The organism is Methanosarcina sp. DH2, assembly GCF_020804225.1.
Lineage (GTDB): Archaea > Halobacteriota > Methanosarcinia > Methanosarcinales > Methanosarcinaceae > Methanosarcina.
Genome location: NZ_WJBI01000011.1, coordinates 42,499 through 45,193, shown reverse-complemented (window position 1 = coordinate 45,193; position 2,695 = coordinate 42,499). Strand labels below are relative to the sequence as shown.

The window sequence follows — 2,695 nt, the reverse complement described above, 5'->3', positions numbered from 1 at the left end:
TGTTATGGCCATCATCTGATCATAAAGAGGACCAAAATGGATGTAACTCCCGTTAGGATAGTTGGTCATAGGGTTGAAAAACATCCTGTTCGGGTAGTTTTCAAGAAGAACATTTAAGGTCCGCATATGGTACCAGGGATCGTTGCCCCCAAACCTTACAAACCCATTGGACAAAAACACAGAATCGGAAGGGCGTGTTCTGATCCATAGTGATACAAAAGCAATTACCGCAACTGCCAGAGTATAAAGCAAGCTGGATTTGATTCTAGATTTAAACGTTGATACAGGACGATCCTGAGAACTCATAGTAATCCCCTTCAAGAGGTACATTTTGCGATAGATATATAATTTGTGAGAAGAGAACCAAATAGATTAAAACGCAACATATGATTCGGTTTTACTTCTGACGTAGCTTCGATGCCCTCGCCGTAAAACTGGTTCAGACAGCTTCCTGGATGGATTCACTGATCCCGCAGGAACAAAAAAGTCCCTCTCGATTATAGTGATCATCGATTTTTCAAGCCATCTTTCTCAAAGACAATAACGCGTTTTCTAAAAGATAATATAAAATGTACAATTACACTTTGAGAAACCCTAGACCTGTAAAATAACTTTTTTAATAGTATATCAAAGTAGCGGACAGGAAAGAGAAACAAGAAAATGTTTTATAAAAAAGCGACAGACTTCTTCAAAAAGTCCCGAAGTAATAGAACCATAAAAGGAAAGGGGAAGAGAAAAAATCCAGTAAAATATAACCATATGCTTCAGACTGGCTCAGACCTTTACTTCTTCTCCTTTTAACACAGCTTCTTCACTGACCCTTACTTCCCTGGTTGTATCCCCGTAGCTTACAACATAAGCACCTGCCGGAGCAGTATCGAACTGGGTTTCCCCGGATACAGGACCATCGGTTGAATAAGGCACGGTAAACTCATACCTGCCTTCAGAGTCTGAAGTTGTGGACTGAGAATACTCAAAGGTCCTTCCCTGGCCTGTTAAAATTGTCGTGTTTATATTAACGCCCTCATTAGGGGAGGCGGTTCCTGTAATTTTTGCGCCCTCAACATACTCGAAAATTTTAATGTAACCCGTATCGACTTCAGGAATGCTGCCTCCATAAAGGAGATTGTAAACCTGTTTGTACCAGACTTCCTGGGTATGATACGCCCAGGTCTCATGGACAAGACGATACTGTTTCAAACCGTTTCCGTCGAGCAGGTGTAACCTTGACTCCATTGAGTTAAAGTAGCGTGTGGAAGGAATGTACTGGTACCCACTCCCTGTCCAGTAAGGCTGGTAGTATCCTTCGGTATCAAGGGTCCAGACTGCTATCGGATAAAACTTGCTTGTAGACATCATCTCATCGGACACGATATAACGCGCTCCGGCTTTGTCAGGGTTAGGGTGGATGGCTTCAAGCACTGAAGTTGCTTCTTCTTCGGACTGAGCAGTTAAAAAGGTTGCAGCCCCTGGCTGATTTTCCTCCTCTATGCTTCCCCTGCGCCCTCCTATTCCTGCCTGGAAAGGATTAGCATTGGGCATTCTGTGGCCCAGCGTTTCTATGTAATGACCGTAATCCCACCACGACATGACTCCGTATGCAGAATCCGGGTAATTGAAAAGTTCTCCATCCTCAGGGGCTTCATAAATAGCGTTGTAATTCATACCAGGATCAGGAGTATAGGACTGAAGCCACAGACAGGCTTCTATCCACGTCCCATCGGGATCATTTCCGGTAGTCTGCGTATATAGCATTGCAGCTCCATATACCGGATAAATAAGAACAACCACTATAGCCAGGACAGCAATGATCTGCTCTATTTTGACGAATTTCAGGAAACCTGAGAGATCTGCCGGAGATTTCACACTGGCTTTAAACTTCTGACTAAGTTCATTCCACTTTACCTTTTCAAGCAGCAGACCTCCTACATAAGCACTGAGGACTGCTACATTTATAGAATAATAGTATGCAAAGCGGTTCTGGCCATAAATTGCAAAAAGCATTAAAATACTCCAGATTAGAACCAGCAATTCTTCAGGTTTTGATTTCCGGAGTATATTTACGAGAAGGATAATCATACCAAGGATTGAAGCTAAAAACCCGGAGGCTGTGAAGTTCCCAAAGACTCTCGATAGGGTAAAACCCTTATTCTCGAAAAATATGGAAGAGACCTCCAGGATTGTAGAAGGACCCCCCGTTTGAATTCCAAATACAGTATGTGGAGCATTTATGACGAGAGAGTAAATAGATGGAGATATGACTTTTGCTGCTATCAGTCCCAGAATGCCAATCCCGAATATTGCCAGAGGATAATAGTAAGCTTTTAGATTTCTATTTTTGAACTCCCTTTGAATAAAGCTTAAAAACCCGAAACCTGCCATTGCTCCAATAGCAGTAGCGACATGGAACCATGAGTAGTAATACATGGAAAATCCCATATCAGGGTGGACAAATGGGAGTATAAGTACTGCACTTACCAGGAATGTGATTATACCTGTAAACCCGAGATAATCACTTGACTCGCCATGGAAATTATCAAGGATATACTGGACCACAGCATAAGCCAGAGCAATCAGTAAGAAAAGAGAAGCTCCAGGCCACGAAAGCTGGTAAGCCGAGTACATGACACCGGCAATAACGGAATAGATTAGCGGTTCTTTAAAGACAGTGAGATTTTTATTTAATACATCTTCA

At 42.4% G+C, this 2,695-nt stretch carries 2 protein-coding genes; both read right to left on the bottom strand.

The annotated features are described in order from the left end of the window. On the bottom strand, positions 1–306 hold a 306-nt coding region (locus FXV91_RS12860; RefSeq protein ID WP_345945513.1), incomplete at its 3' end, for an STT3 domain-containing protein. Between the two features lie 468 nt (positions 307–774). Continuing rightward, positions 775–2,695 (bottom strand): oligosaccharyl transferase, archaeosortase A system-associated (locus FXV91_RS12855; protein WP_229390995.1); only part of this gene is annotated, 1,921 nt, incomplete at its 5' end.